Genomic DNA, 25,161 nt, shown 5'->3' on the forward strand with positions numbered 1-25,161 from the left:
GGTCCAACACCGGTGACTCTCCTACTCGTGGTTGACTGCTGCGGTACCTCTGCCGTCGGCCGGGCGGGCGCCGCGGTGGGCCCGGGATCCGCACCGGACCTCTGCCGCCAGAAGCCGCAATTAATTATTATAATGATTATGACGCCATGGCGCCAGGGGGTGTCGGACTGGGTGGTGGAGGGGTGTGACCCCTCGAACATTAATCATGAATATGATTATATGGTAAGCATGGGAGGTGCCATGGCAGAGGAAGACGTGCTCGTCGAACGGCGAGGACAGGTCGCCTGGATCCGGCTGAACCGCCCGGAGCGGTTCAACGCCTTCGACGGGCCGATGGCGAGGTCCGTGGTCAGGGCGATCGAGGACAGCGTCGACAGCGGTGTGATCGTCATCACGGGTCAGGGGAGGGGGTTCTGCGCGGGCGGCTACCTGGCCACCATGGACGACCCCGACCCGCGCGAGGTGCGCGCCATGTACGAGGGCTCGCTCGCCCTCCTCGACGCGATCCGCACCTCCCCGCGCCCGGTCATCGCCGCCGTCAACGGCGCGGCGGCCGGCGGCGGCAACGAGCTGGTCATCGCCTGCGACCTGGCCATCGCCTCGTCGAAGGCCACGTTCGGCCAGACCGGCCCCCGGGTCGGCAGCGCCCCCGTCCTCGGCGGCACCAACATCATGCCGATCCAGATCGGGGAGAAGCGCGCCAAGGAGCTGTCCTTCCTCTGCCGCCGCTACACCGCGGCCCAGGCACTGGAGATGGGACTGGTCAACGCGGTCGTCGAACCCGAGGAGCTGGAGTCCACCGTCGAGGAGTGGGCCGCCGAGCTCCTCGCGCTCAGCCCCCGCTACCTGGAGATCGCCAAGATCAGCTCCAACCTGTGGTGGAACAGCGCCCGCGACTCCTTCCGCTCCGGCATCGGCATGCTCGCCCAGGCCATCGCCAGCCACGACATGCTCGAAGGCGCCCGGGCCTTCGCCGAGAAGCGGCCCCCCCGTTTCGCCCCCCTCTTCACCAGCCCCGAGGAGAACTGATGCGCACCTACAAGGATCTCCGCCCCGCCTTCCCCGACCGCGAGGACTGGGCACTGCCCACGGTGCTGCGCCGCCGTGCCGAGCAGGCGCCCGACGCGATCTACCTCGACGCCCCGGAGGAGGGCCGGCGCTGGACCTACGCCGAGACGCTGGCCACCGCCGAGAACGTGGGCCGCTCCCTGCTCGTCGACGGCGCGCCCGGCGACCGGGTGCTCATCATGGCCCGCAACTCCTCGGCGTTCATCTTCACCTGGCTGGGCAGCGCCATGGCGGGCATGGTCGAGGTCCCCATCAACACCGCCTACAAGGGCGACTTCCTCACCCACCAGGTGCGCACCTCGCGCCCCCGCTGGGCGGTCGTCGACGCCGAACTCGCCGAGCGCTTCACCGAGGTCGCCGAGGAGTGCTCCGACATCGAGCGCTTCTGGGTGATCGACAACGGCGACGTCGACGCGGCGATCGCCGCCCTGCGCGCGGCGGGCTGGCAGGCCGAGCGCTGGGAGACACTGACCACCGAGCGCGAGGGCGACCTGCCCGAGGTCTCGCCGCGCTCCCTGGCCTCCATCTTCTTCACCTCCGGCACCACCGGCCCGTCCAAGGGCGTGGCGATGCCGCACGCGCAGATGTTCTTCTTCTCCGCGGAGACCGCCTGCCTGACCCGGCTCACCGACCGCGACGCGGCCATGGCGGTCACCCCGCTGTTCCACGGCAACGCCCAGTTCATGTCGGCCTACCCGGCCCTGCTCAGCGGCGCCCGGTTCGTGCTGCGCAGCCGGTTCAGCGCCAGCCGGTGGATCGACCAGATCCGGGAGTCCCAGGTCACGGTCACCAACTTCATCGGCGTGATGATGGACTTCGTCTACAAGCAGCCGCGCCGCCCCGACGACGCCGACAACCCGCTGCGCTGCATCTTCGCCGCGCCCACCGCCTCCTCCATCCTCGAGGACTTCAAGAAGCGCTTCGGCGTCGAGGCCTTCGTCGAGGTCTTCGGCCTCACCGAGACCTCCGCGCCGATCCTGTCGCCCTACGGCGAGGACCGCCCCGCGGGCGCGGCCGGGCTCGCCGCCGACGACTGGTTCGACGTGCGCCTGGTCGACCCCGAGACCGACGAGGAGGTCCCCGTCGGCGAGGTCGGCGAGCTGGTCGTGCGCCCCAAGGTGCCGTGGATCACCAGCATGGGCTACTACGGGATGCCCGAGAAGACCGCCGAGGCGTGGCGCAACCTGTGGTTCCACACCGGCGACGCGCTGCGCCGCGACGCCGACGGCTGGTACTACTTCGTCGACCGCTACAAGGACGCGCTGCGCCGCCGCGGCGAGAACATCAGCTCCTACGAGGTGGAGCAGGCCATCCTCGGCTACGACGCGGTGGTGGAGTGCGCGGTCATCGCGGTGCCCGCCGACGTCGACGCGGGCGAGGACGAGGTCATGGCGTGCGTGGTCGTGCGCGAGCCGGTCTCCCCCGAGGAGCTGTGGAAGTGGTGCGACAGCCGCCTTCCGGCCTTCGCCGTCCCGCGCTACCTGCGCTTCGTGCCGGAGCTGCCCAAGACGCCCTCGGAGAAGGTGCAGAAGGCCGTGCTGCGGGAGGACGGCGTCACCGCCGACACCCACGACCGGCTGGCCGTGCAGCAGGCCTGAGCCCGGCGGGGCCGGTCGTCGGCGAGCAGGCCGGCCCCGTCCGCCCCGGCGCGGTCCGCGGATGCCGGACGGACCGCGCCCGACCGCCGGGCCGCCCGCCACGGGCGGTCCGGCCCGTGACGCGGACGCGGGCCGCTCCGGGAGCACCGGAAGGCCCGCACCGGCGCGCGGGAACGCCGCGGCCCGGACTCCTGACGGGGGAGTCCGGGCCGCGGCCGTGTGCGGGGTCAGCGGAACGCGGGCAGCACCTCGTTCTTGAACAGCTCCAGCGTCGCCAGGACCTGCTCCTGGGGGGTGTCGTACCACTGCGCGCGCAGCACGATGTAGGTCAGCCCCTGGCTCTCCAGCTCCTTGAGCGCGCGGACCGCGCCCTCGGGGTCGGTGAACAGGTAGGAGGCGTCGGCGACCTCCACGGCGGCCTGCTCGGTGCTCAGGTGGCGGTAGTTCTCGCCCTGCTCCGGCGCGTTGAACTCCGCGTACTTGCGGGTGAGCGCGCCGCGGTAGCGCAGTCCCAGCTCCCGGGCGCGCCCGGCGTCGCGGTCGAGCAGCAGCTCCCGGCGCGCCACCAGTTCGGAGGGGCCGCGGCCCAGGCGCTCGCGCTCGGCCTGGTAGTGGCCCAGGACGACCTTGAGCTTCTCCGGGCTGGCGTGCGGCGGGACGATCCAGGCGTCGCCCAGCCGTGCGGCGCGCTGGGCGCCCTTCTTGTGCGGGCCGGCGCCGATCCAGATCTGCGGGCCGCCCTGCTGGACCGGCGTGAGGCTGATGTGCTGGTCGCGGACGGCGTAGTGGGTCCCCTCGAAGGTGACGCGCTCACCCGACCACAGTCGGCGGATCAGCTCGACGCTCTCCTCGAAGCGCGCCACGCGCTGGTCCATCGGGACGCCGAAGGACTCGAACTCGTTCTCCCGGTAGCCCATGCCGAACCCGGCGATGACCCGGCCGCCGGTGATGTGGTCGAGGGTCGCGAAGTCCTCGGCCACCTGGACCGGGTGGTGCAGGGGCAGGATGAACATGTTGGTGCCCAGCATCATGTCGCCCGCGTCCTGGGCCAGCGCGGACAGGATCGGCACCGGTTGCAGCGTCGGCATGTTGCCGAGGTAGTGCTGCAGCACCCAGATGGACGAGATCCCCGCGTCGCGGGCCGCGCGGACCTGCTCCCGCATGGCCGCGATGCGGTCGGCCGGGACCACGTCCGGGGGGAAGTCGTTCATGATGGCGAGACCGAACTTCAGCGCCATGAGCACCCCACTCATTCGATGTTATTGATGATAATCAAATTAGCCCACTTGGCGTCGGGGGGCAACGGGGGGTGGGCTTGAGGGTTGGGTATTAATTATGTTAATGATTGTTTTGATAGGTGCGATACGGTTCCCATACCCCAGGACGGCAAGGCATGGCTCTGGACCTCAAACCGCTGATCAACCCGGACTCGGTGGCCATCATCGGCGCGTCGCCCAACGAGGCCGGACACGCAGGACGCTGCCTGGCCAACCTGGAGCGGACCGGCTACCCCGGACGCATCTACCCGGTCAACCCCAAGTACGACAGCATCGGCGGGCACACCTGCTACGCCTCGGCCCGAGACCTGCCCGAACAGGTCGACGCAGCCTACCTGCTGGTGCCCGCCCGAGCGGTGGAGAGCGCCCTGGAGGACTGCCTGGAGCGCGGCATCCGCACGGTCACCATCTGCTCGGCGGGCTACGCCGAACTCGGTGAGGAGGGGGCGCGGCGCCAGCAGCGCCTGGTGGAGCGCGCCCGGGAACGCGGAGTCCGCCTGCTCGGCCCCAACTGCATCGGCGTGCTCAACCCCGTCGACACCTACGTCGGCTGCCCCACCTTCAACATCACCTACTCCTACACGCCCGGCTCCATCGCGCTGCTCAGCCAGAGCGGCGGCATGGCCGCCGCGCTGTTCAACCGCGCCCAGGGCCGCTCCATCGGCATCCGGGCCATGGTCAGCCTCGGCAACGAGGCCGACATTCGGCTGGGTGAACTGCTCGACGCCTTCGTCGCCGACCCGCAGACCCAGGTGATCGCGGTCTACGTCGAGCAGTTGCGCGACGCCGAACGCTTCGCCGCGGCCGCCGAGCGCGCCCGCGCGGCCGGAAAGCCGGTCGTGCTGCTCAAGGTCGGCGGCTCGGAGGCCGGACGGCGCACCGTGCTGGGCCACACCGGGGCCATGGCCGGAGAGCAGGCCGTCTTCTCCGGCATGATGCACCACCTGGGCGTCCTGGAGGTCGCCACGGTCGACGAACTGCTCAACGCCGCCTACGCGCTCAGCCGCCTGCCGCTCCCGGCCGGCCCCCGCCTCGGCGCGCTCAGCCCCTCCGGCGGCGAGTGCGGCTACATCGCCGACCGCGCCAGCGCCCACGGCCTGGACATGCCCCTGCCCACCCGGCAGACCCTCGACGAGCTGCGCGAGAAGCTCAAGCTGGCCCTGCCCGGCAACCCGCTGGACACCACCGGGCAGGTCATCGGCGACGGCGAACTGCTCAGCGAGGTCATGCGGATCTTCACCGCCGACCCCAACCTGGACATGGTCAACCTGGGCATCCCCACCTGGGGCCCCTACGACTCCGAGGCGCTGCTGCCGCGCATCATCGAGGCGGTCAAGAACTGCGACAAGCCCGCCGTGATCTCCGCCTGGACCGCCCGCGACCTCACCGAACGCGCCGAGGAACTGCTGCGCGAGTCCGGGGTGTGCTGGTTCGCCAGCTCCGACGACGCCATGGCCGCGCTGGCCAACCTGCACCGCTACGCCGAACTCGCCCGGATCCCCTCCGCCGCGCCCCCCGCCCCCGTCGCCCTGCCCCGGCCCGACACCGACGAGCTCAACGAGCACGCCGCCAAGCGGCTGCTCGCCGAGGGCGGAGTGCCCGTCGTCGCCGAGACCCTCGTCGTCGACGCCGACACGGCGTTGCAGGCCGCCCGACGGATCGGCGGGCCCCTCGTGGTCAAACTGGTCGCCTCCGGCGTCACCCACAAGTCCGAACTGGGCCTGGTACGACTGCTCGACACGGTCGAGGAGGCCGAAGCCGCCCTCGCCGACCTGGCCCGCGTCGCCGCCAAGGAGAACCTCGCCGTCGAGGGCTACCTCGTCGCCGAACGGCTGTCGGGAACCGAGATCATCCTCGGCGCGGTCCGCGACGACACCTTCGGCCCGGTCCTCATGGTCGGCGCCGGCGGAATCCTCGCCGAGCACTTCGCCGACCGGGTCTTCCTGCCCTGCCCCGCCGCCCCCGAGCAGGTGCGCGCCGCGATCGAGAGACTGGCCGTCCACCCCGTCCTCGCGGGCGCCCGCGGCCGCCACCACGACGTGGACGCACTGGTCGACGCCGCCGTCGCGCTCTCCCGGGTCTTCGCCGGCAGCCCGTGGATGACCGAGGTCGACCTCAACCCCGTCATCGTCGGACTCCGCGGCCAGGGCGCGGCCGCCGTCGACGCCGTCATCGGCCTGGCCCCCCGCGACTGACTGCCCCGCACCGGACCGCCGTCCGAGCGCCGAGGAGGCCGCACCGTGCCCGGGGCCGCGCCCCGGGCACGCCCGCTCCCGCTCGCAGCGGAGCCAGGACTCCCACCACACCAACCACGAGTGAGGAAGCAGCATGCAGAGCACGGGCACCCGGCAGGGGCAGGACGCGCAGACCGGAGGCGCCACCGCCTTCCCCCACCTGTTCCAGCCCTTCCAGATCGGGCCGATGAAGCTGCGCAACCGCGTCATGGCCCCGCCGCACTCCTCGGCCATCGGCAACCTGTGGGGCCCCGACGAGAAGGAGGCCGAACGCACCTTCGCCTACTGGCGCTCCCGCGTCGCCGACGGCGGCCCCGCCTGGGTCGGCGGAGTCACCGGACGGGTCGCCAACAAGCTGATCCCCGGGTTCGAGCCGCACGGCTACGGCGCCGAGACCAAGGGCTACTTCCGCCTCCCCTTCTACGTGGAGCGCATCGGACGGTTCGTCGACAAGATGCACTCCGCCGGAGCGGTGGTCACCACCCAGTTGACCCTGCTCGGCGGGGTGCCGCACGCCCCGTCGAACAGGCGCAGCTCGACGCTGTACAACCACCGCCCGCACGTGCTGCGCACCGACGAGATCGCCGAGTTCGTCGAGGAGTACCGGTTCTCGGCAGGCCAGGCCCGCAAGGCCGGGCTCGACGGCATCGAACTGCACCTCAACCACGACGACATGCTGGAGTGGTTCCTGTCGCCGCTGACCAACCAGCGCGACGACGCCTACGGCGGCTCCCTGGAGAACCGGGCGCGCTTCGCCGTCGAGGTGCTCACCGCCGTCCGCGAGGAGATCGGCACCGACATGGCGCTGGGAGTCCGCCTCAACCTGCGCGAGGAGGAGCCCGGCGGCTACACCGAGGCCGACGGCATCGAGATCGCCCAGTACCTGGAGTCCACCGGCCTGCTGGACTTCCTGCACGCCGTCATCGGCAGCCCGTGGGGCGACCCCAGCTACATCCAGCCCTACTTCTACGAGCCCGCGCAGTGGGCCGACCTCGCCGGCAGGCTGCGCCGGGCGGTGTCGCTGCCGGTCGTCTACTCGGGCCGGGTCAACAGCGTCGAGGTCGCCGAACAGGTGCTCGCCGACGGCAACGCCGACGTGGTGGGCATGGCCCGGGCGCTCATCGCCGACGGCGACATCCTGCGCAAGGCGCGCGAGGGCCGCCCCGAGGACATCCGGCCCTGCGTCGGCGGCAACGAGTGCATCACCCGCCGCTACGTCGACAAGCTGCCGTTCGGCTGCGCGGTCAACCCGCACACCAGCCACGAGATCGAGGGGCCGTGGCGGCGGGCGGCCCGCCCCCGACGGCTGCTGGTCGTGGGCGGCGGCCCCGCCGGGATGGAGCTGGCGGCCCTCACCGCCGAGAGCGGCCACACCGTGGAGCTGTGGGAGGCCGCCGACCATCTGGGCGGACAACTGCGCGCGGTGGTCAACGCGCCCTTCCAGCAGCAGATGGCCCGCTACCTGGACTGGCAGGAGCGCCGCCTGGCCAAGGCGGGGGTGCGCGTCCACTGCGGCAGGCGCGCCACCGTCGAGAACGTGCTCGCCGCGGACTTCGACGTGGTCGCGGTCGCCACGGGGGCCACCCCGCGGCGGCCCGCCGAGATCGAGGGGGTCGACCAGGACCACTTCGTCTACGACGTCCGCGACGTGCTCCTGGGCAACGTGGCGGTCGGCCAGGAGGTCCTGGTGGTCGCCCAGGACGACCACCTGCCGCCGCTGATGGTCGCCGACCACCTCAGCGAGCGCGGACACGACGTCACCATCGTCTACCCCACCGCGGGCCCCGCCCCGATGCTCGGCCGCTACATCCTGGGCGGCATGCTGGCGCGGCTGTCGGCCCGGGGCGTGGTGTTCCGCTTCATGGAGGACGTCATCGGCATCGAGGAGGACCGCATCCGGCTGCGCCACACCTACTCGCACCGGGAGAGCGAGCTGGGCGCCTTCGACTCGGTGGTGCTGGCCTGCGGCGGCGACGCCGACTCGGCGCTCCACGACGAGCTGATCGGCCGCGTGCCCGAGCTGCACCTCCTCGGCGACGCCTTCGCCCCCACCCGCCTGGTGGCCGTCACCCGCCAGGCCTACGCGCTGGCCAAGGAGCTGCAGAAGTAGCCCCGGCCCGGCCCTCCCGACGGACCCCGCGCACCCGAGCGCCCCGGTGCGCGGGGTCCGCCGTCCCGGCAGCGGACCGCCGTCGGGGAAGACCCGGTCCGCTGCCGGGGCCGTCGCGGGAGGCGTTCGGAAACGCGCGGAACGGAGGGGGAAGCGTTCAGATCTGTTCGGATTCCCGGTCGAGGGGGAGCAGATCCGCGATTTCGCCACGCGGGGCCGGTCGTCGCCGCTAGCGTCGTCCCCATGCCGACCCAAGAGCACGAGATGCTCATCGAACTGTTCCGCCACCGGCCCGGTCTGGCTGCGGCGCTGCTCGACGGCGTGTTCGACGTCGACGTGCCCGCCGACGCCCAGGCGAGACTGGAGTCGGGGGACCTCACCGAGTGCGCGCCCACCGAGTACCGCGCCGACGCGGTGGTCACCCTGAACGGCGAGCGCGAGCGCAGGGCGGTGGTGGTGGTGGAGGTCCAGCGCGACGGCGCGCACGCCCGGCGGTCCAAGCAGTGAAGCTGGCCCGCCTACCTGGCCACGCTGCGTTCCCGGCTGCGCTGCCCCACCGTGCTGCTCGTGGTCTGCCCCGACGACGCCACCGCCCGCTGGTGCGCCGAGCCCATCGACACCGGCCATCCCGGCTGGGTGCTGCGGCCCCTGGTGGTGGGACCGGGCGTGCTGCCCGTCGTGACCGACGCGGAGGAGGCCGCCCGCCTGCCCGAACTGGCCGTGCTGTCGGCCCTCGCCCACGGCGAGTCCCAGCCCCGGGTCCTGGACGCGCTGTACGCGGCCCTGGCGAGTGCCCAGGACACCGAACAGGCCCAGTTGTACGCTGACTACGTACTGGCCGCACTCCCCGAGGCCGCCCGTAAGCACCTGGAGGAACTCATGGCGACCGGAACCTACGAGTACCAGAGCGACTTCGCCCGCCGGTACGTGGAGCAGGGCCGCGCGGAAGGGCGTGAAGAAGGGCGCGCGGAGGGTGAGGCGCGTGCGGTGTTGCGGGTGCTGGCCGCGCGGCGGGTCGAGGTGTCCGAGGAGGTCCGTGAGCGGGTGCTGGGGTGCACGGACCCGGAGGTGCTGGACCGGTGGCTGGAGCGCGCCCTGACCGCACGCACCGCCCACGACCTGTTCACCGACTGAAGCCCCGGGACCGGGAAGGCAGCGACCGCTGAGGCCCGCGTCAGCGTGGCGGCCGGACCGCCACCACCCGCAGCCGCCGGTAGTCCGCCCACCAGGAGCCGTCCCGGTACAGGGTCGCACGCAGGCGCTCGCCCAGCTCGGCGAGGAACGTGTCGGGGTCGCCGACCCCTGCCAGCAGGTGCGGGGCGAACATGCGGACCCAGACGGCCAGGCCGTCCGCGCCGGTCAATCGGGTGGGGCGGTCGAACAACCAGGCGGCGCGCACCTCGAATCCGGCGTCCTCCAGCACGCGCGCATACCCGGCGACGGTGGGGAAGTACCAGGGCGAGGCGGCCTCGGGCAGGCCGTGCCCGGCGCGCAGGGCACGGGCCGCGGTGTCGATGGCGGAGACGTTGCCCGCACCGCCGAACTCGGCGACCAGGCGTCCGCCCGGACGCAGCGCGGAGTACAGGCAGGCGGCGGCGCGGCCGGCCTCGGGCACCCAGTGCAGCACGGCATTGCTCAGCACCGCGTCGAACTCCTCGCGGAACGGCAGGTCGCGCAGGTCGGCCACGCTGACCCGGATGCCGGGGAAGCGCGCCGCGGCCCGCCGCACCATCGCGGGGCTGGCGTCCACCCCGACCGCGTCCACGCCCGCCGCGGCCAGTTGCGCCACGTGCTCCCCGGTGCCGCACCCGGCGTCCAGGACCCGCTCACCGGGGGCCGCGTCGAGCAGGTCGAGCAGTGCCGCGCCGTATCCGGTGACGAAGGAGTGGCGGGCGTCGTACAGCTCGGCGTCCCAGGTCTGCGGGGTCATGCCGCGACCCTACCAGGTCGTCTCATGATAAGAAACGGGAGTCTCGAATGATGAGACATCGAGCGGGCGGGGCCGGGACCGGCGCGCGTCCCGGCCGCCGCCGTGCCGCACCCGCGGCGGGGAGCGGCCGGGGGTCAGGGAGTCCCGGCCGCGCGGCCGCCGTCCAGCAGGGCGGCGACCGCGCCGGGCGTCCACGCCTCCCGCGCCCCGGGAAGACCGGCGAGGTGGGCAGCGATCCGGGAGACCGGCCAGCCGTGCGACTCGGCGAGCCCTACGCCGATCGTGCGCAGGTAGGCGGCACTGGGCGGCACCGGCCGCACCGACGCCATCGGCCACGGCGCGGCCAGCGTCACCATGGGCAGGCCCTCCAGGCGGCCCAGCACCACCAGCAGGTCGTAGCGTCCCGGCCCCAGCCGCAGCCGCCCGGCCGCCAGGAGCGCTCCCAGGTCTACGTCGGCCCCCGGCTCCCGGTACATCTCCTGCGCGGCGACGTCGCTGAACTGGGAGACGGTGACCAGGTAGGCGCGGGCGGGCGTCACCGCGGGCAGGTCCGGGTCGTACACCGCCAACCCGCCTCCCCACATCGGCGACTCCAGCGCGAAGTACACCCCGCCCCCGATCCACACCGCGCGCCGCCGGGCAGGCGGGGTGCGGTCGCGGCAGCCGGGGTTGGCGCGCCTTCCGCCGGGCGGCCGCCCGCCCCGCAGGTACCGGTCGAACCGGTGCGCGGCCATGTTCGCGCCGTAGCTGACGTACCAGACGCGGTCGGCGGGCACGGTCACGCCGCCGAGGGCACCAGGATCCGCTCGAAGCAGATGCTCTCCTCGCAGTCGACGTAGTGCCCGAACCGTTCGATCCGCTGGTAGCCGCACCGCTCGTACAGCCGTAGCGCCTCGGGCTGCTGGGTGCCCGCCTCCAGGCGCATGCGCAGCGCCCCCCGGCTGATCGCGGCCTCCTCCAGAGCGCGCAGCAGCACCTCGCCGATGCGGCGGCCCCGCCAGGCCGGGGTGACGTACATGCGTTTGATCTCGTAGGTCACGCTGTCGAGGCGGCGCAGCCCCCCGCAACCCACGGACACCGAGGTCTCGGCGTCCCTGGCGAGCAGGAACACGTCCACGTCCGCGGCCGAGGGTTTGGGACCGCGCTCCAGGTCGGCTCCGTACCGTCTGATGATCTCCGTCTCCTGCTCCTGGCGCAGTTTCACGCCGACGGGGTCGTCCCAGCTTGTGGCTTCCACGATCACTCCCACGCGAAGCAGGCTACCCCGATCGGAGAGGTGTGCTCCGGCGATCCGAGTGATTGGTCGTCACTGAGAGTGTCCATATCGGGATGAGGGCGACGATTCGGGCTGCCGGGAGGAGAGGATCCCCACCCCCGGAGGAGCGGGGGCACGGACCGCGCGGCGGCTCCGGGCCGTCCGGTGAGCGCTCCCAGGACGTGTGTAAAAGAAGGCGCCTCGGTCAGCAGGACGGGAGACGCGACCGCACGGCGGGCTGCGGTCGCGCCCGGGACCGGGGAACGGCCCGGCGGGGAGGAGCCCGGCGAGGAGCGACGGTGGCCAGAGCGGCTGAGGCCCCCGGCGGCGGAGTGAGCATCGCCCACGTGGTGATGATCGCGGCAGCCGCGGCGATGGGCGGATTCCTGTTCGGATACGACAGCGCCGTCATCAACGGCGCGGTGAGCGCGATCGAGGCGACCTTCCGGGTCAGTCCGACCGTGATCGGATTCACGGTGGCGGCGGCCCTGGTCGGCTCCGCCGCGGGCGCAGCGATCGCGGGCGGACTGGCCGACCGGATCGGCCGCATCAGGGTCATGCAGCTCGCGGCGGTGCTGTTCGCGGCCAGCGCCGTCGGCTCCGCGGTGCCCTTCACCGTCTGGGACCTGGCCTGGTGGCGGGTGGTCGGCGGAGTGGCGATCGGCATCGCCTCGGTGATCGCGCCCACCTACATCGCCGAGGTGTCGCCGCCCGCCTTCCGCGGCCGCCTCTCCTCACTGCAACAGTTGGCGATCGTCCTGGGCATCGCCATCTCCCAACTGGTCAACTACGGACTGGCCGCCGCGGCCGGAGGCAGCGCCCTGGACCGCTTCGGCCCGCTGCAAGCATGGCAGTGGATGCTCGGGATCGAGGTGCTCCCGGCGCTCCTGTACTTCCTGCTGTCGCTGGTCATCCCCGAGTCGCCGCGCCACCTGGTGCGCGTCGGCCGCGACGCCCAGGCCCGCCGGGTGCTCGCCGAGGTGGAGGGCGGTGACGTGGACGGACGCATCGCCGAGATCCGCCGCGCCCTCGGCACGGAGCGCCGACCCCACCTGCGCGACCTGCGCGGCCGCTACGGGCTGCTCGGCATCGTGTGGACCGGCATGGCACTGTCGGCGTTCCAGCAGCTTGTCGGCATCAACGTGATCTTCTACTACTCGGCGTCGCTGTGGCAGTCGGTGGGCGTCGCCGAGACCGACTCGCTGCTGCTGAGCCTCTTCACCTCCGTCGTCAACATCGTCGGCACCTTCATCGCGATCGCCCTGGTCGACCGGGTGGGCCGCAGACCGCTGCTGCTGGTCGGCTCGGTGGGCATGGCCGTGGCGCTGGCCGTGACCTCCTTCGCGTTCAGCCACGCCCGGGGCAGCGGGGACAGCGTGGTGCTGCCGCAGGAGTGGGGACTGGCGGCCCTGGCCTCGGCCAGCATGTTCGTGCTGTTCTTCGCCCTGTCGTGGGGCGTGGTCACCTGGGTGCTGCTGGGCGAGATGTTCCCGCTGCCCATCCGCGCCGCCGCCATGGCCGTGGCCACCGCCACCCAGTGGATCGCCAACTGGCTGGTGACCGTCACCTTCCCGGCGCTGAGCGACTGGAACCTGCCGTTCACCTACCTGGTGTACACGGCCTTCGCGGTACTGTCCTTCGCCTTCGTGCTCCGCTTCGTCCGCGAGACCAAGGGACGCACCCTGGAGTCGATGGCCGAACTCGCGGGGCGCTGAGGGCCGGGCCGCCGGAGGACCGGGCCTCAGCGCCCCTCCCGGCCCGCGGCGGGCACGCCCTGACATGGCCCGACGCCCGCGCCGACGAGACCCTGGCCCGGTCGCGGGTCGGACGGCGGGCGTACCCTGGGCGCTGTGGCGGCAGGAAACGGAGGACCGGCGTGCGGGTGCTGATCGTGGACAACCACGACTCCTACACCTACAACCTCTTCCAACTGATCGCCGGGACCCTCGGCAGCGAACCGCTGGTCGTCGCCAACGACGACCCGCGCTGGCAGGACCTGGACCCGGCCGGCTTCGACGCCGCGGTGATCTCCCCCGGCCCCGGCACCCCGCGGCGCGCCGCCGACCTGGGGCAGGCGCGGCGGGTGCTGGCCGAGCCGGACCTGCCGGTCCTGGGCGTGTGCCTGGGCCACCAGGCCATCGCGCACCACGCCGGAGCCGTGGTCGCCGCGGCCCCCGTCCCGCGGCACGGCCACCTGAGCCGGGTGCGCCACGACGGCTCCGCGCTGTTCACGGGGGTCCCGCAGGACTTCACCGCGGTGCGCTACCACTCGCTGTGCGTGGTCCCGCCGCTGCCCGAGGAGCTGGAGGCCACCGCGTGGGCCGAGGACGGCGTGGTCATGGCGCTGCGCCACCGCGCACTGCCCCGCTGGGGCGTGCAGTTCCACCCCGAGTCCGTGGCCAGCGAGCACGGCCGCACCCTCGTCGCCAACTTCGCCCGCCTGGCCGCCGACCACCGACGCCTGGCCGCCGGACGCCCCGGGGCACCGGGCAGGCAGCACGCCCCCCGCGCGGCGGCCGCGTCCCGCACGCCCCCGAGGCGGCGGCCGGACACGAGCCCGCCGCCGCCCGGGGCGCTGCGGTTCCGCGTGCTGGAGCGCGCCCTGGACGCCGAGGCGGTGTTCCTGTCCCGCTACGCCGACCGCGAGTACGCCTTCTGGCTGGACAGCAGCCTCGTCGGCGGCCCCGCCCGCTTCTCCTTCCTGGGCGGCCCCGACGGCCCGCGCGGCGAGGTGCTCACCTACCGGGTGGGCGACGGCGCGGTCCGGGTGCGCCGCGCCGACGGCACGGCGGTCGAGGAGCCCGGCACGGTGTTCGACGTACTCGCCGCGCGCGTCGCCGCCACCCCCACCGCCCACCCCGACCTGCCCTTCGACTTCGTCGGCGGCTACGTCGGCTACTTCGGCTACGAGCTCAAGGCCCACTGCGGGGGCGCGGCCGCGCACCGCGCCGTCACCCCCGACGCGGTGTGGCTGCGCTGCGACCGGTTCGTGGCGGTCGACCACGTCGCGGACCGCACCTACCTGGTCGCCGCCGACGGGGACGAGGAGTGGCTGGAGCAGACCGAACGCGCCCTGGCCGACCTGCCCAGCCCGCCCGACCCGCCCGAGGTGCACGGCACGGACCCGGCTGCTGCCGCGGAGCGCTCCCGCGCCGAGTACCTGGCCGACGTCAAGGAGTGCCTGGGCGAGCTCGCGGCGGGGGAGAGCTACGAGATCTGCCTGACCAACCGGGTGCGGCTGCCCGCCCCCGCCGACGGCACGGCCTTCTACCGGCGGCTGCGCCGCGCCAGCCCGGCACCCTACGCCGCGCTGCTGCACCTGGGGCCGACCGCCGTGTACAGCGCCTCCCCGGAGCGGTTCCTGCGCGTGGGACGGGACGGCACCGCGGAGAGCCGCCCCATCAAGGGCACCGCGCCGCGCCACGGCGACCCGGTCCGCGACGCGCACAACAGGCAGGCGCTGCTGCGCGACCCCAAGACGCGGGCGGAGAACCTGATGATCGTGGACCTGCTCCGCAACGACCTGGGACGGGTCTGCGCGGTGGGCAGCGTCGAGGTCCCCGGCTTCCTGTACACCGAGTCCTACGCCACGGTGCACCAACTGGTCTCCACGATCCGCGGAAGGCTGCGCCCGGACCGCTCGGCACTGGACGCGGTCGTGGCGTGCTTCCCGCCCGGGTCGATGACGGGGGCGCCCAAGGAGCGCACCATGCAGATCCTGGACCGGCTGGAGACCAGCGCCCGGGGGGTGTACTCGGGGGCGCTGGGCTACCTGTCGTACTCGGGGACGGCCGACCTGAGCGTGGTGATCCGCACCGCGGTGTGCCACGGCGGGGAGCTGACGGTGGGGGCGGGAGGCGCCGTCGTGCTCGACTCGGTCCCGGCACACGAGCACGACGAGATGCTGCTCAAGGCCGCCGTCCCGCTGCGGGCGCTGGAACGGCGGGAGCCCGCCCCGGTGCACGGCCGGGACGGGCTCGGGGCGCGGTGACGACGGGGAGGGGGGACGCCGTCACCACGCCGGGAGGGAGAAACATCAGGCCACGGAGCAGAGGCTTCCGTTGAGCTTGAAGTTCTCGGGGGTACCCGGGTTGTTCGTGGAGTTGGCGACGAAGCCGAACTCGACCGAGCCGTGGTGCGGAATCGTGCTGTTCCACGAGGCGTTGGTGACGGTCACGGTGGTCCCGGACTGCTGGGCCGTGGCGCTCCACGCCTGGGTGATGGACTCACCCTGGGTGAAGTCCCACGTCAGCTCCCAGCCGTTGATGGGTTCGTGGCCGCCGTTGTAGATGCGCACCTCGGCGGTGAAGCCGCCGTACCAGGTGGTGGGCGTCGTGTACTCGATCTCGCAGGAGGTGGCGGGTGCGCTGCCGGAGTTGAAGGTCAGCGTCGGCGACGGGCTGGAGGTGTTGCCCGCCGCGTCACGCGCCACGACGTAGATCGAGTAGCTGGTGTTGGGGGTCAGCCCGGTCAGGGTCGCACCGGTGTTCCTGGTGGTGGCCAGGAGCTGGTCGTTGGCGGCGTTGTAGACCCGGTACTCGGTGACGCCGACGTTGTCGCTGGCAGCGGGCCAACTGATCTGCGCGGAGGTGCCGTTCACCGTGTTGGCGACGGGGGTGCCGGGCGCGGTGGGCGCCTGGGTGTCGCTGCCGTTGCCCGGGCCGTTCCCGTTGCCGCCGGTGAAGATCACGTCGGTGCAGTCGTAGAAGGCCTCCGGGCTGTCGGAGCGCTGCCAGATCGAGTAGATGATGTGGCGGCCCGACTTGTTGGGCAGCGTCGACTCCCAGTAGTACTCCGGGCCCTCGGGGCCGCCCTGGCGGATCGGCGGGTTGGTGACCTGGTCGAACGGGACGGGCTCCAGGTCGTCCCAGCCCAGCGGGCTGTTGGGGTCCCAGCCGTCCTTGGTGACGTACAGGTACCAGGTGCCCGGGTGGGGAGCCCAGGCGTTGTACTGGAAGGTGATGGTGCTGCCGGCCTGCAGCGTGGTGGTGGGCCAGTGTTCGCTGACCGCGTTCAGCCCGCTGAACTGCGGGTGGGGGCCGCACAGCTTGCCGTCGGGGATGATCTCCCGGTGCCGGCCGCCGGCGTTGCTGATGAGGTTGCCGAACCAGTTGTAGAACGGGTAGTTGCCGTTCTCCGCGAGCAGGTTCTGACAGACGGGGTTGGTGGGGGCGAGGCCGCCGCCGACGCCGTTGTCGATACCGTCGCGGTAGCACTGGTAGCTGCGGGTTGCGGGGTAGGTCATCGCGCCGTGCGCATAGGCCTCTTCGGCCGGTGTGACGGCGGCGAGCGTAGCGGTCAAGCCAGCGAGTGCGCCGAGAGCGGCGAGCCGGCTTCTCATTCTCACAGTGGAACTCCTTGAGAGACGTTACGACTGGGCGGCCGCCGCGGCCTATGGGGGCTGGTCGCGGCGGCCGAAGTCCGGGGTGCCATAGGGCGGTCCGGAACCGTTTCCCCAGCTAGGAGCGCTCCCGGATGGGGATGGATGCGGAAAGGAAGTGGGAGCGCTCCCAGAGGAGAGTGGTACCAGAATCGTGATACGTATCACGCCTGATGTCAACAGACTGTCACGTGCAAATGACGTAACGAAAGGGGGCTCGGGTTTCGGCTGACCCGAAAACCGCAGATCATCCCGGGAGGTGCTGGAGAAGCGATGAGCGAAAAAACAACCGGACCGGCGCCTCGCACGGAGAGCGGGCGCTCCGTTCCCCGGTGTTCCGGACAACTCGGAGGGAACGCGATAGCGTGGCCGTATGGCGACTGCTGCGAACCGGCCGTCGACGTCGGTTGAGGACTACGTCAAGGTCATCTACGACCTCCAGGAGCGCGGCAGCGGCCCGGTCACCATCTCCCGGGTCGCCGAGCGGCTCGCGATCTCCAACTCCTCGGTCTCGGGCATGCTGCGCAAGCTCGGCGAGCTGGGGCTGGTCGACCACCAGCGCTACGGCGACGTGCGGCTGACGCCCACCGGCGACAAGGTCGCCCTGGCCGTGCTACGCCGCCACAGGCTGATCGAGCTGTACCTCGTCGAGGCGCTCGGCTACTCCTGGGACGAGGTCCACGACGAGGCCGAGATCCTGGAGCACGTCGTCTCCGACCGCTTCGTCGAACGCATCGCCGAGCGCCTGGGGCACCCCACCGTCGACCCGCACGGCGACCCCATCCCCACCAGCGACGGCCGCATCCTCGCCCGCGAGACCCGCCTGCTGGCCCGGATGGAGCCCGGCAGCGGCGGCGTCATCGTGCGCGTCAACGACTCCGACCCCGCCCTGCTGCGCTACCTGGCCAGCCAGCGCATCGGCATCGGCATGCGGGTCGAGCTCGTGGAACGCCAGCCCTTCGGCGGCCCCCTCGTGGTGCGCCTGGAGTCCGAGGAGGGACAGCAGGAGCGCTCCATCGGCCTCGGCGTGGCCGAGGCGCTGTGGATCTCGACCGACCACTGACACAGCGTCGCCCCGCATCTCGTCAAAACACGCGCCCGGCGGTGATTGGCGGGCCGTCGTGGTGGTAAAAGTTTGGCGTGACGAACTTTGAAGATCGCCGCGCCTTGAAACCGGTGGTGGCCGCGCTCCTGGCCTGCGTCCTCACCGCGTGCGGCCTGTCCACCGCCGAACAGGCCGACGACGGCCGCCCCGTCGTGCTCACCACGTTCACCGTCCTGGCCGACATGGCCGGCAACGTCGCGGGAGAGCACGCCCGGGTCGAGTCCCTCACCAGGGTCGGCGCCGAGATCCACGAGTACGACCCCACCCCCGGCGACCTGGTCCGCGCCCAGGCCGCCGACCTCCTCCTCGCCAACGGCATGAACCTGGAACTGTGGTTCGAGCAGTTCACCGACCCCCTCGACGTCCCCACCCGGGTCGTCAGCGAAGGAGTGGAGACCATCCCGGTGGCCTCCGGCAGATACGAGGGAAAACCCAACCCGCACGCGTGGATGTCCCCCGAGGAGGCCCTGGTCTACGTCGACAACATCCGTGACGCGCTCAGCGAGCTCGACCCCGACCACGCCGCCGACTACGCGGCCAACGCCGAGGCCTACCAGGCCGAGATCACCGAGGTCGGCGAGTTCCTGCGCAGCGAACTGGCCGACCTGCCCGAGAAGCAGCGGGTCCTGGTCACCTGCGAGGGCGCCTTCTCCTACCTGGCCCGCGACGTCGGACTGACCGAGAAGTACCTGTGGCCGGTCAACTCCGACGGCGAGGGCACCCCCCAGCAGATCGCCTCGGTCGTGGAGTTCGTCCGCGAACGCGAGGTCCCCGCCGTCTTCTGCGAGAGCACCGTCAACGACGACGCCCAGCGCCAGGTGGCCCGCGAGACCGGCGCGGTCCTCGGCGAGGCCCTGTACGTGGACTCCCTCTCCGACGCCGACGGCCCGGTCCCCACCTACCTGGACCTGCTGCGCCACGACGCCCGCGCCATCGCCGCCGGGCTCACCGGAGAGGAGAGCCGCCCGTGACCGCCCCTCCCGCCCTCCAGGTGCGCGGCGTCACCGTCCGCTACGGCGACGTCCTGGCCCTCGACGACGTCTCCCTGGACATCGGCCGCGGCGTGGTGTGCGGCCTGCTCGGCGCCAACGGCTCCGGCAAGTCCACCCTGTTCAAGACCATCGCCGAGATCGTCACCCCGCAGTCGGGGAGCGTGCGGATCCACGGCCTGCCCCCGGCCCGGGCCCGCAGGCGCGGCCTGCTGGGCTACGTCCCCCAGAGCGAACAGGTCGACTGGGCCTTCCCGGTGCGGGTGGTCGACGTGGTGATGATGGGACGCTACGGCCACATGGGGCCCACCCGCCGCCCCCGCAGGGCCGACCACGAGGCGGTGGCCGAGGCGCTGGAACGCACCGGGCTGACCGCCCTGGCCCACCGGCAGATCGGCGAACTCTCCGGCGGCCAGCGCAAACGCGTCTTCGTGGCCCGCGGCATCGCCCAGGGAGCCGACGTGTTCCTGCTGGACGAGCCGTTCGCCGGCGTGGACAAGCCCTCCGAGCACACCATCGTCCGCGTGCTGCGCGACATGCGCGACGCCGGAGCCACCCTGCTGGTGTCCACCCACGACCTGGCCGGGGTGGCCGGACTGTGCGACGAGGCGGTGCTGCTGCACCGGCGCGTCGTGGCGCACGGCAGCCCCGAACAGGTCCTCGCCCCCGAGACGCTGCTGCGCGCCTTCGGCCTGCAAGAGGAGACCGCATGACCCTCGTCGACTGGATCACCGTCCCCTTCACCTTCGAGTTCATGCAGCGGGCTCTGCTGGTCAGCGTGCTCGCGGGCACGGTGTGCGCGGTGCTGTCCTGCTGGGTGACCCTGATCGGCTGGTCGCTGATGGGCGACGCCGTCTCCCACGCGGTGCTGCCCGGCGTGGTCCTGTCCTACCTGCTGGGGCTGCCCTTCGCGGTCGGGGCGCTGGTGTTCGGCGTGGGCTCGGTGGCGCTGATCGGCGCGGTCAACCGCACCTCCCGGGTCAAGGAGGACGCCGCGATCGGCATCGTGTTCACCGCGATGTTCGCCCTGGGGGTCGTGGTGATCTCCCGGATCTCCAGCGACACCGACCTGCGGCACATCCTCTTCGGCGACCCGCTGGGCGTCAGCGACGCCGAGATCGTGCAGATCGTCGCGCTGACCGCGGTGGCGCTGGCCGTCGCGGCGCTCAAGCACCGCGACCTGACCCTGTACGCCTTCGACCCCGTCCACGCGCACGCCATCGGGCTGAGCCCGCGCCGCCTGGAGACCCTGCTGCTGGGCCTGCTGGCGGTGACGGTGGTCGTCGCGCTACAGGTGCTCGGCATCATCATGGTCGTCGCCATGCTGATCATCCCCGGCGCCACCGCCTACCTGCTCACCGACCGCTTCGAGCGGATGGTGCTCATCGCGGTGGCGGTGTCGACGGCCGCCTCCGTCGTGGGCGTCTACGCCAGCTTCCTGCTGGACGTGACCCCCGGCGGCATGATCGTCCTGGTCCAGGCGCTGGCCTTCGCCGCCGCCTACCTGGCGGCCCCCCGCCACGGCCTGCTCGCCCGCCGGGTGCTCCCGCGACGGGCCGCCGCGCGTACCACCGGAGACGCGCGCTGAGGCAGCGAGCCCCGGCCCGGCCGGCAGGGCCGCCCGCAACGGGGACCAGCAGCGCCGTAAGCTGGTCCCCGTGGAGACCGTCGCCCGCACGTGCTGGGGTAACGAGCGGTGGCGGGCTTCGGTCGCCAGACCCGTCGGCCGACTGGTCCTCGGATCCGACGCGACAGGGACCCCGGGCACGGAGGGAGTGACACGCCCCCCGTTCCCGGGGCCTCTCCTGCCCCTGGGACGTGTCGCCGGACGCCCCGACACCCCTCCACGGACCGGAGGCCGCGCCCAGAGGAGAGGAGCCGGACCGGGCTCCTGCTCCGGTGCGTCCGGGCACCGCACCCGCCCCGAAACGTGAGATCGACGTGTCCGGCTGAGGAGGCCCGTCCGTCCCGGCTTCCTCCAGAGGATGCGCCCGCTTGCCGGGCAGCGGGGCCGGCGAAAGCCGCGGTGGCCGACGGCTCAGGGCAGGAGACCTCCGCCGGAGCCGGAAGAACCGGTCACACCCGAGACGGTCGGCTTGTGCGCGTACTTCGGCGACCAGCTCGGAGACCTCGGCCGTGAGGTCGACATGCACCTCACCACGGCCCAGGGCACTGACCTCGGCCAGGTCGACAGCCAGCCGCCGCCGTAGCGCCGGGATCGGCCGCCATGCGTGCGGCGACGGCCTCGTCAGCGGAAGGCCGTTCATTCATCCTTCTTGTCCTTCTTCTTCTTTTCCTCCAGGAAACCCATGGCATCGTAGAAGGCGAAGTTGATTCTTCGATCCCGCTCTTCTGGGCTCATGTCCTTCCTTATCGGGACGTTCCACCACCAGTGTGACTCGGGAACCCAGTCGGGAAAGTCCTCTTCCAGAACCGGGGGAATCTCCCAGGCGAAGTTTCTGAAGGTCTCGTCGATTTCTTCGATGTGTTCCTCGTAGACTTCGCGGACAGCCGTGCTGTCGGGGTGGTCCCAGTCTATGCAGATGTCGTAGAGGAGTTGTGCGGCGGAGCGCATCCAGCACGCTTGTTCGAAGCCGTCGTAGGGGCTTTGCTGGGCATAATAAAGACAGTCGAGAAGGTAGAAGTCCAAATCTACGAGGCAGCACTCATGTGCCATGAGTTCTGTGAACCGGGTTTGGAAATCTTTGATTCCTTCGGGTGGTTCCCCTTCTTTGGCGACGAGTCGGTGCAGTTCTATTATTTGATCCACCAGCACTCTTGCCTCAGAGGAATTGGCGCGTTTCGGGGGGAGGGGTGCTCTTTCTTCGAGGTGGGAGAGTATTCTGTTTTCGATTTCTTTGATCGAGGGGGAGTAGATGATTCTTCCTTTCTGCTGGGCTGTGGGTGACGTGTCCGAGTGGGAAGATGCTCGCTTGACTGCAGCCGTCGGCCGCCTGGGTCGTGTCCGGGTTGGCAGGAGGCTCAGGACTTGTGGGCGGGATCAGGGGAAAGCCGTTGGCTTCGGTCATTCGTCAAATCGTCCTTCGGCGGCCGTGGCGACACTTCTTCGCAGCGGGAATCCCCTCACAGTCCCGAAACTCTCCGATGGCCAGGCGAGGGCTGCTCTTCGGGACCGTGCTGCGGGTCAGTTCCGGAGGGCAGTCTGCCACCACCAGTGGTGCTCTGGAATTCCTGCCGGAACGGCGGCCGTGGTGGCGGGCGCTTCAGGAAGCAGTTCACGCAGCAGACGGTCAACCTCGTCGACTTCGGCCATGTCCACCAGGGAGAAAGCCACGCTGCCGAGGAAGTTCTCGAACACCGCCTCCAGGGCTGAGCGGTACAGACAGGCTCCGAACCATTCTCTGCCGAAGGCCGCATAGGCGTAGTTGCGGGCTTGGGCAAGGTAGCCGTTGAGGTCCTGGCGTCTGCGGGCGATCTGCTGGGCTGCCGCGATCCGCTGCTCGTTGTCCGGGGGTGACGGGGCGGTGTCGAGGACGCTTGCCAGCAGCATCAACATCGCCCGGTCGAAGGGGACTGTGTCGTCGGCCAGGTCGGTCACCGCCTGGTCGAAGTATGCACCGCCGGTAAACGTGTACACCGGTACGGGGGTGGTCGGCCATCCGAAAGAGTCCAACCAGACTGTGCCGTCCGGTTCTGTCCGTACCTGGGCCTCCAGGGTCACGGTGGTGCCTGCGGCCTCCTCTGCGGCGCGGTGGAAGGTGAGGAGCTGTTCGCCGGTGGGGGACGTGTGGTGGGCGGTGACTCGGCCCTCACGCAGGGTGCGGGAGGCGGCTCGGTGGTAGGCAGCGATTCCCGAGCCCGGTGTGCGTTCGGCTGCCGGGAGTTCGTTCAGGTGTTTCTTGGCCAGAGTGGCTGCCCGGATCGGGGAGTCGAACCCGAGACGGTCGGCTTGTGCGCGTACTTCGGCGACCAGCGCGGAGACCTCGGCCGCGAGGTCGACATGCACCTCACCACGGCCCAGGGCACTGACCTCGGCCAGGTCGGCAGCCAGCCGCCGCCGTACCGTGCCGGGATCGGCTGCCATGCGTGCGGCGACGGCCTCGTCAGCGGAAGACCGTTCATTCATCCTTCTTGTCCCTCTTCTTCTTTTCCTCCAGGAAACCCATGGCATCGTAGAAGGCGAAGTTGATTCTTCGATCCCGCTCTTCTGGGCTCATGTCCTTCCTTATCGGGACGTTCCACCACCAGTGTGACTCGGGAACCCAGTCGGGAAAGTCCTCTTCCAGAACCGGGGGAATCTCCCAGGCGAAGTTTCTGAAGGTCTCGTCGATTTCTTCGATGTGTTCCTCGTAGACTTCGCGGACAGCCGTGCTGTCGGGGTGGTCCCAGTCTATGCAGATGTCGTAGAGGAGTTGTGCGGCGGAGCGCATCCAGCACGCTTGTTCGAAGCCGTCGTAGGGGCTTTGCTGGGCATAACACAGACAGTCAAAAAGGTAGATGCTCAACTCTGCGAGGCAGCACTCATGTGCTATGAGTTCTGTGAACCGGGTTTGGAAATCTTTGATTCCTTTGGGTGGTTCCCCTTCTTTGGAGAGGAGTTGGTGCAGTTCTATTATTTGATTCACCAGCGCGCTTGCCTCGGAGACGTGAGCGCGTTCCATGGAGAGGCGTGCTCTTTCTTCGAGGTGGGAGAGTATTCTGTTTTCGATTTCTTTGATCGAGGGTTTTGGATTGTTCTCGTCGGTCATCTTGTTGCTCCGTATGTTGCCATGGTCAACGATCCGTCTCGGCCCACGAAAACTATGGCTTTGAGAGTCCTGGTTCTGTTGTCCTGGAGTACTGCTGTTCGGGTGAACTCAAGTTTTATCCTGCCGTTGTCTTGGGTTTCCATCAGAGTTAGTTCTCCTTCTCTGATGGTTCTTTCTGCGCTGTTGAAATAGTTGTTGACTCGGTGGCCGGTTGCTTCTTGTTCTGGAATTTCTTGATGATGTTTGAGGGCGTGGTAGGCGGCTGAAAATTCGTGTCCCATATTGATTTGTCCGGCGTGGTCCCTCACGGCCTGCTCGAGTTCTCCTGCTGGTAGGGAAGGGTTGATTCTGGCTGTCTCTGTGTGTGGTCGAATCTCTTGCACGACTTCCAGATCTGCTCTCAAGGCGGATGTGACATCACTGGAAGCGGTGAGTTCTGCTGCAAATTCGTTCTTCGATTTGGAAGAGGTTTGGAATTGGCTTGCCAGGTTGGGGTCTCTGGAAATCAGCCTGCGATTCTCGTCGTGTGTTGCAATATAGTATTCATAGAGATATGCAAACTCCTTGGGGTTCGAGGCGAGGTCAAAGGCAAATCTTGTCGCTCCTGGGTGGAGAATTTCGAAGGCCTTCTTGTTGATGCCAAGAGTGAAACTCCCGTCGGTTTTCTCTCCCATCCTCATCGCCTTGAAGATTCTTTGCCAATCAAGGCTGTCGCGAGAGTGGTTCCCCCGGAGTTGAGCGATCTCCTCGTCTGTCAGTCCTCCTTCCCGCAGCTTCTCCTCAAGGGCCTCTGCCTTCCGGATGAGGGATTCCTGCTCTGGGGTCAGTATCTCCTGATCGGCGGCCCCGTCCCCATCCCGTTGGGGGGAGTTGTCCTCGGCGTTCTGGCCGCTGCTCTGCTCGACAGCTTCCTCACGCTCGCCGCGAGGCCACGAATCCTCTTGGGCAGAGCCATGATGACCGTTCCGGTCGATGTGACTGCCGTCGCTGTTCCCGTTGGCCGTACGGCTGTCCCATGGCTCCTGGGGCCTCGAGCCAGACACGGTACCGCCTTCAGGGCCGTTGTGACCGTTCCCGGAGGGCCTGCCGCTATGACCGTCGAAGACGGTGCCGCCGCCTGCGGAGCCGTCGTTACCGCCTTTGAACGGGGTGTTTCCGCTGCCTTTGTCTGGATTTCCTGCTCCGGGCAGGTCAAAGGGGCCGCCCGCACTCCCGCCACGGGTGCCGGGGGTGTCGTGGTGGGCGTTGAGGGACAGGTCGGAGGAGGCACCGCCGGTGCCGGGGCCGTTGCCGGCGTTGGCAGTGACCAGGTCCCGTTCGGGAAGGTCGGCGTTGAGTTCCGTGTCGCGGCTGGCTTCGATGAGTCGGAGGAGGTCGTCGGGGGTGTCGACGTAGGAGTGGAGCAGGTCCAGGATCTCCTCGATCTCCCCGGTGGTGGCCAGCCGCACCTGTTCGCGTTCGTGGGCGTTCATGCCGCCGTGCAGCACCTGTCTCTTATACACATCT

20 protein-coding genes and 1 pseudogene are annotated in these 25,161 nt (G+C 70.3%); 12 read left to right on the plus strand and 9 right to left on the minus strand.

All coding sequences use genetic code 11. The features are described 5' to 3' along the window. The first annotated feature begins 240 nt into the window (after nucleotides 1–240). Nucleotides 241–1,029: an enoyl-CoA hydratase/isomerase family protein gene (locus AC529_RS08315; RefSeq protein ID WP_068755293.1), complete on the plus strand. Its 789-nt coding sequence runs from the start codon at nucleotides 241–243 to the stop codon at nucleotides 1,027–1,029. Then, on the plus strand, nucleotides 1,029–2,666 hold the full coding sequence (locus AC529_RS08320) for an ATP-dependent acyl-CoA ligase (RefSeq protein ID WP_068755295.1): 1,638 nt from the start codon (nucleotides 1,029–1,031) through the stop codon (nucleotides 2,664–2,666). The genes AC529_RS08315 and AC529_RS08320 overlap by 1 nt, the downstream gene beginning before the upstream one ends. Nucleotides 2,667–2,893: 227 nt before the next feature. On the opposite strand, the gene AC529_RS08325 is transcribed toward AC529_RS08320, so the two are convergent. Further along, entirely contained in the window at nucleotides 2,894–3,919 is a 1,026-nt protein-coding gene (locus tag AC529_RS08325) for an LLM class flavin-dependent oxidoreductase (RefSeq protein WP_232306637.1), read from the minus strand. Nucleotides 3,920–4,059: 140 nt separating this feature from the next. Between AC529_RS08325 and AC529_RS08330 the strand changes: the two genes are divergently transcribed. The 4 genes from AC529_RS08330 (at nucleotide 4,060) to AC529_RS20840 (ending at nucleotide 9,421) form a co-directional block, all read left to right on the plus strand. Further along, a complete protein-coding gene (locus AC529_RS08330; RefSeq protein WP_068755297.1) occupies nucleotides 4,060–6,138 on the plus strand; it encodes an acetate--CoA ligase family protein in 2,079 nt (692 codons plus the stop codon). A gap of 133 nt (nucleotides 6,139–6,271) precedes the next feature. Beyond that, a complete protein-coding gene (locus AC529_RS08335) occupies nucleotides 6,272–8,287 on the plus strand; it encodes an oxidoreductase (RefSeq protein ID WP_068755299.1) in 2,016 nt (671 codons plus the stop codon). A 243-nt stretch (nucleotides 8,288–8,530) separates the two neighbouring features. After that, nucleotides 8,531–8,794 (plus strand): hypothetical protein, encoded by a 264-nt coding sequence (locus AC529_RS20835; RefSeq protein WP_232306638.1) that lies wholly within the window; start codon nucleotides 8,531–8,533, stop codon nucleotides 8,792–8,794. A gap of 51 nt (nucleotides 8,795–8,845) precedes the next feature. Further along, on the plus strand, nucleotides 8,846–9,421 hold the full coding sequence (locus AC529_RS20840; RefSeq protein WP_232306639.1) for an RpnC/YadD family protein: 576 nt from the start codon (nucleotides 8,846–8,848) through the stop codon (nucleotides 9,419–9,421). Between the two features lie 40 nt (nucleotides 9,422–9,461). On the opposite strand, the gene AC529_RS08345 is transcribed toward AC529_RS20840, so the two are convergent. From AC529_RS08345 to AC529_RS08355, 3 genes are all read right to left on the minus strand, one after another. Next, complete coding sequence (locus AC529_RS08345) at nucleotides 9,462–10,217, minus strand: class I SAM-dependent methyltransferase (RefSeq protein ID WP_068755301.1); 756 nt, start codon at nucleotides 10,215–10,217, stop codon at nucleotides 9,462–9,464. Nucleotides 10,218–10,351: 134 nt separating this feature from the next. Next, nucleotides 10,352–10,999, minus strand: coding sequence for a histone deacetylase (locus AC529_RS08350; protein WP_232306640.1), 648 nt, complete (start codon nucleotides 10,997–10,999; stop codon nucleotides 10,352–10,354). Continuing rightward, the gene (locus AC529_RS08355) at nucleotides 10,996–11,466 is read right to left on the minus strand and encodes a GNAT family N-acetyltransferase (RefSeq protein WP_068755303.1); all 471 of its coding nucleotides are present in this window, start codon (nucleotides 11,464–11,466) and stop codon (nucleotides 10,996–10,998) included. The genes AC529_RS08350 and AC529_RS08355 overlap by 4 nt, the downstream gene beginning before the upstream one ends. Nucleotides 11,467–11,771: 305 nt before the next feature. On the opposite strand from AC529_RS08355, the gene AC529_RS08360 reads away from it, so the two are divergent. After that, complete coding sequence (locus tag AC529_RS08360; protein ID WP_068755305.1) at nucleotides 11,772–13,187, plus strand: sugar porter family MFS transporter; 1,416 nt, start codon at nucleotides 11,772–11,774, stop codon at nucleotides 13,185–13,187. A 161-nt stretch (nucleotides 13,188–13,348) separates the two neighbouring features. Continuing rightward, nucleotides 13,349–15,463, plus strand: a complete 2,115-nt coding sequence (gene pabB / locus AC529_RS08365) for an aminodeoxychorismate synthase component I (RefSeq protein ID WP_068755307.1) — start codon at nucleotides 13,349–13,351, stop codon at nucleotides 15,461–15,463. A 45-nt stretch (nucleotides 15,464–15,508) separates the two neighbouring features. Here pabB and AC529_RS08370 read toward each other — a convergent pair whose 3' ends face one another. Beyond that, a complete protein-coding gene (locus tag AC529_RS08370; protein WP_232306641.1) occupies nucleotides 15,509–16,774 on the minus strand; it encodes a lytic polysaccharide monooxygenase in 1,266 nt (421 codons plus the stop codon). 451 nt (nucleotides 16,775–17,225) lie between these two features. On the opposite strand from AC529_RS08370, the gene AC529_RS08375 reads away from it, so the two are divergent. The 4 genes from AC529_RS08375 (at nucleotide 17,226) to AC529_RS08390 (ending at nucleotide 20,534) form a co-directional block, all read left to right on the plus strand. Continuing rightward, nucleotides 17,226–17,915 carry a metal-dependent transcriptional regulator gene (locus AC529_RS08375; RefSeq protein WP_068755311.1) on the plus strand — a complete coding sequence of 230 codons (690 nt, stop codon included), beginning with the start codon at nucleotides 17,226–17,228 and terminating at the stop codon, nucleotides 17,913–17,915. A 77-nt stretch (nucleotides 17,916–17,992) separates the two neighbouring features. Further along, nucleotides 17,993–18,928 carry a metal ABC transporter substrate-binding protein gene (locus AC529_RS08380; RefSeq protein WP_068755313.1) on the plus strand — a complete coding sequence of 312 codons (936 nt, stop codon included), beginning with the start codon at nucleotides 17,993–17,995 and terminating at the stop codon, nucleotides 18,926–18,928. Next, the gene (locus AC529_RS08385) at nucleotides 18,925–19,659 is read left to right on the plus strand and encodes a metal ABC transporter ATP-binding protein (RefSeq protein WP_068755315.1); all 735 of its coding nucleotides are present in this window, start codon (nucleotides 18,925–18,927) and stop codon (nucleotides 19,657–19,659) included. The genes AC529_RS08380 and AC529_RS08385 overlap by 4 nt, the downstream gene beginning before the upstream one ends. Beyond that, on the plus strand, nucleotides 19,656–20,534 hold the full coding sequence (locus tag AC529_RS08390) for a metal ABC transporter permease (protein ID WP_068755316.1): 879 nt from the start codon (nucleotides 19,656–19,658) through the stop codon (nucleotides 20,532–20,534). The genes AC529_RS08385 and AC529_RS08390 overlap by 4 nt, the downstream gene beginning before the upstream one ends. Nucleotides 20,535–21,209: 675 nt before the next feature. Here AC529_RS08390 and AC529_RS08395 read toward each other — a convergent pair. The 4 genes and pseudogenes from AC529_RS08395 to AC529_RS20030 all read right to left on the minus strand — a co-directional run. Further along, complete coding sequence (locus AC529_RS08395; RefSeq protein WP_157080119.1) at nucleotides 21,210–21,722, minus strand: hypothetical protein; 513 nt, start codon at nucleotides 21,720–21,722, stop codon at nucleotides 21,210–21,212. Nucleotides 21,723–22,091: 369 nt separating this feature from the next. Next, a complete protein-coding gene (locus tag AC529_RS08400) occupies nucleotides 22,092–23,033 on the minus strand; it encodes a hypothetical protein (protein ID WP_157080120.1) in 942 nt (313 codons plus the stop codon). Beyond that, nucleotides 23,026–23,655: a hypothetical protein gene (locus AC529_RS20025; RefSeq protein WP_157080121.1), complete on the minus strand. Its 630-nt coding sequence runs from the start codon at nucleotides 23,653–23,655 to the stop codon at nucleotides 23,026–23,028. The genes AC529_RS08400 and AC529_RS20025 overlap by 8 nt, the downstream gene beginning before the upstream one ends. After that, nucleotides 23,652–25,161 (minus strand): annotated as a pseudogene (locus AC529_RS20030) (hypothetical protein); the annotation flags it as partial. The gene AC529_RS20025 and the pseudogene AC529_RS20030, both read right to left, overlap by 4 nt.

The organism is Thermobifida cellulosilytica TB100 (genome assembly GCF_001517975.1).
GTDB classification, from domain to species: Bacteria; Actinomycetota; Actinomycetes; order Streptosporangiales; family Streptosporangiaceae; genus Thermobifida; species Thermobifida cellulosilytica.

Bases quoted from the DNA above. Each gene is read 5' to 3' on its own strand.
- AC529_RS08315 (WP_068755293.1), top strand. From the start codon at position 241: ATGGCAGAGGAAGACGTGCTCGTCGAACGGCGAGGACAGGTCGCCTGG.
- AC529_RS20835 (WP_232306638.1), top strand. From the start codon at position 8,531: ATGCCGACCCAAGAGCACGAGATGCTCATCGAACTGTTCCGCCACCGG.
- AC529_RS08325 (WP_232306637.1), bottom strand. From the start codon at position 3,919: ATGAGTGGGGTGCTCATGGCGCTGAAGTTCGGTCTCGCCATCATGAAC.
- AC529_RS08335 (WP_068755299.1), top strand. From the start codon at position 6,272: ATGCAGAGCACGGGCACCCGGCAGGGGCAGGACGCGCAGACCGGAGGC.
- AC529_RS08375 (WP_068755311.1), top strand. From the start codon at position 17,226: ATGGCGACTGCTGCGAACCGGCCGTCGACGTCGGTTGAGGACTACGTC.
- AC529_RS08390 (WP_068755316.1), top strand. From the start codon at position 19,656: ATGACCCTCGTCGACTGGATCACCGTCCCCTTCACCTTCGAGTTCATG.
- AC529_RS20025 (WP_157080121.1), bottom strand. From the start codon at position 23,655: ATGACCGACGAGAACAATCCAAAACCCTCGATCAAAGAAATCGAAAAC.
- AC529_RS08400 (WP_157080120.1), bottom strand. From the start codon at position 23,033: ATGAATGAACGGTCTTCCGCTGACGAGGCCGTCGCCGCACGCATGGCA.
- AC529_RS08320 (WP_068755295.1), top strand. From the start codon at position 1,029: ATGCGCACCTACAAGGATCTCCGCCCCGCCTTCCCCGACCGCGAGGAC.
- AC529_RS08330 (WP_068755297.1), top strand. From the start codon at position 4,060: ATGGCTCTGGACCTCAAACCGCTGATCAACCCGGACTCGGTGGCCATC.
- AC529_RS08345 (WP_068755301.1), bottom strand. From the start codon at position 10,217: ATGACCCCGCAGACCTGGGACGCCGAGCTGTACGACGCCCGCCACTCC.